The organism is Mesorhizobium sp. M4B.F.Ca.ET.017.02.2.1 (assembly GCF_003998955.1).
GTDB lineage: Bacteria > Pseudomonadota > Alphaproteobacteria > Rhizobiales > Rhizobiaceae > Mesorhizobium > Mesorhizobium abyssinicae.
This window is the reverse complement of the sequence record NZ_RZOF01000438.1, coordinates 1-4,510: the sequence shown is the minus strand read 5'-3', so window position 1 is coordinate 4,510 and position 4,510 is coordinate 1. Positions and strand designations below refer to the sequence as shown.

Annotated in this window: 5 protein-coding genes; 3 read left to right on the top strand and 2 right to left on the bottom strand. The window is 63.9% G+C overall.

Features of this window, described 5'->3' with window-relative positions:
• Nucleotides 1-42: 42 nt before the first annotated feature.
• Nucleotides 43-1,584: a histidine--tRNA ligase gene (hisS, locus tag EN738_RS31395; RefSeq protein WP_127286988.1), complete on the bottom strand. Its 1,542-nt coding sequence runs from the start codon at nucleotides 1,582-1,584 to the stop codon at nucleotides 43-45.
• Nucleotides 1,585-2,082: 498 nt separating this feature from the next.
• On the opposite strand from hisS, the gene EN738_RS31385 reads away from it, so the two are divergent.
• Nucleotides 2,083-2,331 (top strand): hypothetical protein, encoded by a 249-nt coding sequence (locus tag EN738_RS31385; RefSeq protein ID WP_127286987.1) that lies wholly within the window; start codon nucleotides 2,083-2,085, stop codon nucleotides 2,329-2,331.
• A gap of 47 nt (nucleotides 2,332-2,378) precedes the next feature.
• On the opposite strand, the gene EN738_RS31380 is transcribed toward EN738_RS31385, so the two are convergent.
• Nucleotides 2,379-3,017, bottom strand: coding sequence for a DNA-3-methyladenine glycosylase I (locus EN738_RS31380; protein WP_127286986.1), 639 nt, complete (start codon nucleotides 3,015-3,017; stop codon nucleotides 2,379-2,381).
• Nucleotides 3,018-3,230: 213 nt separating this feature from the next.
• Here EN738_RS31380 and EN738_RS31375 point away from each other — a divergent pair, with 213 nt between their 5' ends.
• Together EN738_RS31375 and EN738_RS31370 are read left to right on the top strand one after the other, a co-directional pair.
• On the top strand, nucleotides 3,231-3,971 hold the full coding sequence (locus EN738_RS31375; RefSeq protein ID WP_127286985.1) for a L,D-transpeptidase: 741 nt from the start codon (nucleotides 3,231-3,233) through the stop codon (nucleotides 3,969-3,971).
• 290 nt (nucleotides 3,972-4,261) lie between these two features.
• The coding region (locus EN738_RS31370) for a tetrahydrofolate dehydrogenase/cyclohydrolase catalytic domain-containing protein (RefSeq protein ID WP_281034336.1) at nucleotides 4,262-4,510 on the top strand (249 nt) is incomplete at its 3' end.

Genomic DNA, 4,510 nt, shown 5'->3' with positions numbered 1-4,510 from the left:
CCCCCTTGAGGGGGAGATGGCCGGCAGGCCAGAGAGGGGGGCTCAAGCGCCACCTTTCGCGCGATCAGCCGCCTGAGCCGCCAGGATCTTCTTCACCTCGCCAACCAGTTCGCTCTCCGCCACCGTCACCTGTGCCGGGCGAGCGGCGCGCCATTCGGCGTTGTCGGTGATCTCGGCCGACAGGCGCGCGCCTTCGATCAGGTCCTTGATCTGCACCTCGCCCCGGGCACGCTCGTCGCCGCCCTGGATGATGGCGACCGGGCTGCCGCGGCGGTCGGCGTATTTCAGCTGCGCCTTCATGCCGGCGCCGCCGAGATACATTTCGGAGCGGATGCCGGCGGCGCGCAGCTCGGCGACCATCTTCTGGTAGCGGCCGAGGCTTTCCGTGTCCTTGTCCATGACCAGCACGACGACCGGAGCGATGACATCGGAGATGTCGAGCTTGCCGAGGTTCTTCAGCGCCGTCATCAGCCGCGAGACGCCGATCGAAAAACCGGTCGCCGGCACCGGCTCGCCGCGGAAGCGCGAGACCAGCCCGTCATAGCGCCCGCCGCCGCCAACCGAACCGAAGCGCACGACCTGGCCGTCCTCATTGGGGATCTCGGCCAGCAGCTCGGCCTCGAAGACGGGGCCGGTGTAGTATTCGAGGCCGCGCACGACCGAGGGGTCGATCAATATCTTGGTTTCATCATAGCCCGCGGCTGCGCAGAGCATCTGTATCTGATCGAGCTCGTCACAACCTTGCAGGACAAGGGGCGTTTGTTCAAAGCCGCGACGCAGATTGTCGACGGTAAGGCCGTTGGCAACTCCTCGGCTGCCCGATCCCTGGGCCTTCCAACCGGTGATATTCAACAGCTGCGATATCTGACTGTCAGAAAGACCCGCTCCCTTGGTGAAGTCGCCCTCGCCTTCCTTGCCACCGTCCCAGCGACCTTTCCCAAGCAACAGTTGAATGTCTTCAAGAGCGAATTTGTCCAGCTTGTCGATCGCGCGCAGCACCTGCAGACGGCGTCCCGCATTCTCATCACCGCCAAGGCCGATCGCCTCCAGCACGCCGTCCAGAACCTTGCGGTTGTTGACGCGGACAACATACTGGCCTTTGAGACCCAACGCCTCCATCACGTCGGCCATCATCATCGCCATCTCGGCATCCGCCGCGACGCCCGGCGTGCCGATCGTATCGGCGTCGAACTGCATGAACTGGCGGAAGCGGCCGGGTCCGGGTTTTTCGTTGCGGAATACCCAGCCGGAGCGATAGCTGCGATAGGGTTTCGGCAGCTTGTCAAAATTCTCGGCGACGAAGCGCGCCGTCGGCGCGGTCAGATCGTAGCGCAGCGACAACCACTGGTCATCATCATCCTGGAAGGAGAAGACGCCTTCGTTCGGCCGGTCCTGGTCGGGCAGGAATTTGCCGAGCGCGTCGGTGTATTCGATCATCGGCTGGTCGACCGGCTCGAAGCCGTAGAGCTCATAGACGCCGCGGATGGTCGCCATCATCTTCTCGACGGCACGGATGTCATCGGCGCCGCGGTCGGCAAACCCGCGCGGCAGCCGCGCTTTCGTCTTTTCCGATTTGTCGGCCATGGGATGGGTACTCGGTGTTTCGTGGCGTTGTGTGGGCCGGTTAGATTACCGCTTTCCACGGCGGGCGTGTCCTAGCCGATGCCGCTTGGTGCGGCAAGGGTTTGCGGCTCGATCCGCAACGAGGCTTGAGTTCGGACAGTTTGCGAACGCCGCGCCGCGCCTCATCCGCCTGCCGGCACCTTCTCCCCGTATAGTGACGGGGAGAAGGAGAGACTTCGGCGCCGGTGCTACAATTCCAACGTTGGCGATTGGCGAAATCGGCGATGACGGCGTCCTTCTCCCCGTCACTATACGGGGAGAAGTGCCCGGCAGGGCGATGAGGGGCAGCGCCAGGCAGCTGAAGAGGTAAGCACCAATTGCTGTGGTTAGTCGTTTGGAACGCCTGAGGCATTTCTGAAACCAACCCCACCAAAAAGGAAACAATTCCGCCATCAGCGCGGCATCGTGCCGACACAATCGCAGCCGATAAAGCGCACCGAAACCAAAGGGTTCGGGGCTATGAGCACCACGGGACAATTCGACACAATCGACAGCGGCACGCGTGAACTGCCCTCGCGGCTGCGGCCGGCCGATGGCCAGGCGCTCGTAACGGTGAGCCAGGTGGCGGGCCCTTTCGAGGTGGAGCCGCGCCAGGGCTCGTCGATGCGCGATGCGCTGATGACCGGCCTGCTGGTCATCTACCCGGCCTTCGCCGCGCTGGCGGCGATCGTCGCCGGCCTGTTCCTGACCGGCGCCAGCGGCATCTGAGGCGCGACCTGACCTTCTCCCCTTGTTGTGGGAGAAGGGGAAGGAAATCATTTCGGCCGTTTGAGCCTCTTCCGCTCCGCCTCCACCTCCTTGCGGCAGACGCAGCCTTCTAGATGATCGTTGACCAGGCCCATCGCCTGCATGAAGGCATAGACGGTGGTCGGGCCGACGAAGCTCCAACCGCGCTTCTTCAACTCTTTCGAGATGCGGACCGAGACCGCCGTCGTCGGATTGGCACGCAGATGGGCGAGGTCGACGATTTCGGGCCGTTCGCCGGCCCCCGGCTCGAACTTCCAGAACCAGGCGGCCAGCGAGCCGAACTCGTCGACCATTTCGCGTGCGCGTTTGGCGTTGTTGATGGTCGAGACGATCTTGCCGCGATGGCGGACGATGCCGGCATTGCCGAGCAGGCGCTCGACATCCTTGTCAGTGAATTGAGCCACGTTGTCGAAGTCGAAGCCAGCGAAGGCCTCGCGGAAATTCTCGCGCTTGCGCAGGATGGTCAGCCAGGAAAGGCCGGACTGGAAGCCCTCGAGGCAGATCTTCTCGAACAGCCGCCGGTCGTCCGTTACCGGGCGGCCCCATTCGCGGTCGTGGTAGTGCATATAGTCCGGCAGATTGCCGTGCCAGAAGCAGCGCGCCTTGCCGTCGGGACCGTCGAGCAGGCCGGCATTTTCAGTTCCCATTGCCAGAAATCCATTCGTTAATGCGCCTCGGCGCCTGTTTTACCGTGGCTTTACCAGATTCCTGAACCGGCCGGTAACCACACCAAAAGGTTTACTGGCACATCGGCATTTTACGCATTCCGATTCATGTTTCGGTTGCCGCTTCGCGCCAAGGATCGCGCAACCGGGGGCGGTTTCGTGCCTCCGTCCGTTCGACGATCAAGGTGCGTTCCGATGAAGACAGTCTTGTTTTCCCTGCTGGGTGCCGCGGCGGTTCTTGCCGCCGGCGCCACCTCCTCCAATGCCGATGACCGCTATGCCGACCGGCCGCCGGTGATGGTGAGCCCCGACCTTTCCGCGCCCTGGGTGCTGCAGCTCGGCCATGCGCCTGGTATCGTGCGGCAGACCCGCCAGATGGTGCAGCAGCCGCAGCGGCGCTATCTGCAGGTCCAGCCCGACCAGCAGCGCACGGCGGCGGTGCAGCAGCCGGCCCGGCGCACGGCGATGCGGCCGCAGATCGACCCGATCTACCTGCCGCAGGAAGTCGCGTTCGACGGGCCGCAGAAGCCAGGCACCATTGTCATCGATACGCACCAGAATTTCCTTTATCTGGTCGAGAAGGACGGCAAGGCGAGGCGCTACGGCGTCGGCACCGGCAAGCCGGGCTTCGAATGGTCGGGCACGCACAAGATCACCGACAAACGCGTCTGGCCCGACTGGCGCCCGCCGGCGGTGATGATCAAGCGCGAGGCCGCCAAGGGCCGCTATCTGCCGACCTATCTGGCCGGCGGCGAGGAGAACCCGCTGGGCGCCCGTGCGCTTTATCTCGGCACGACGGAATACCGCATCCACGGCACCAACCAGCCATGGACGATCGGCGGCGCCGTATCTTCCGGTTGCATCCGCATGCGCAACGAGGACGTCGTCGACCTCTACGAGCGTGTCAATGTTGGAACGACGGTGGTGGTGATATAGGGACTGAGAATCTGCCGGTCAGGCAGCGCCGACTAATTTTGGCGCCAGCTGTTGCTCCCAAGCCATAGCGCGTATTCGGGAGACGTGCTTAGACTGGCAACGAGTTAACGGGGGACGGGCCGTGTGGGGATGCGGCCGGTCACGAAAGGGCAGCGCGGGAAACCGCGCTGCCCTTTCGCCTTTCGAGGCAAAACGCGTCGCGCTAAAGGCAGAGCGTTTCGTTTTCGGAGGCTGATTTCCCGGACGGCCTCTGCTATTGCAGCGCACAATTCCGACACCAAAGGTCAGCCATGTCCCGGTCCGACGACAGCCGCTATCTCAAGGGTGGGCCGGTGGCCCAGCGCATCATCGCCTCCGTGCGCGAGGACGCCGCGATCGCCACCGCCGAAGGTTTTCCGCCGAAGCTGGTGTCGATCACCGTCGGCGACACCGCCGCGGTCGATGTCTATGTGCGCAACCAGCGCGCCAAGGCGGAACTGGCCGGCATCGGCTTCGAGGAACGGCGCTTTGCCGCCGACATCACCGCCGGCGAACTGGAG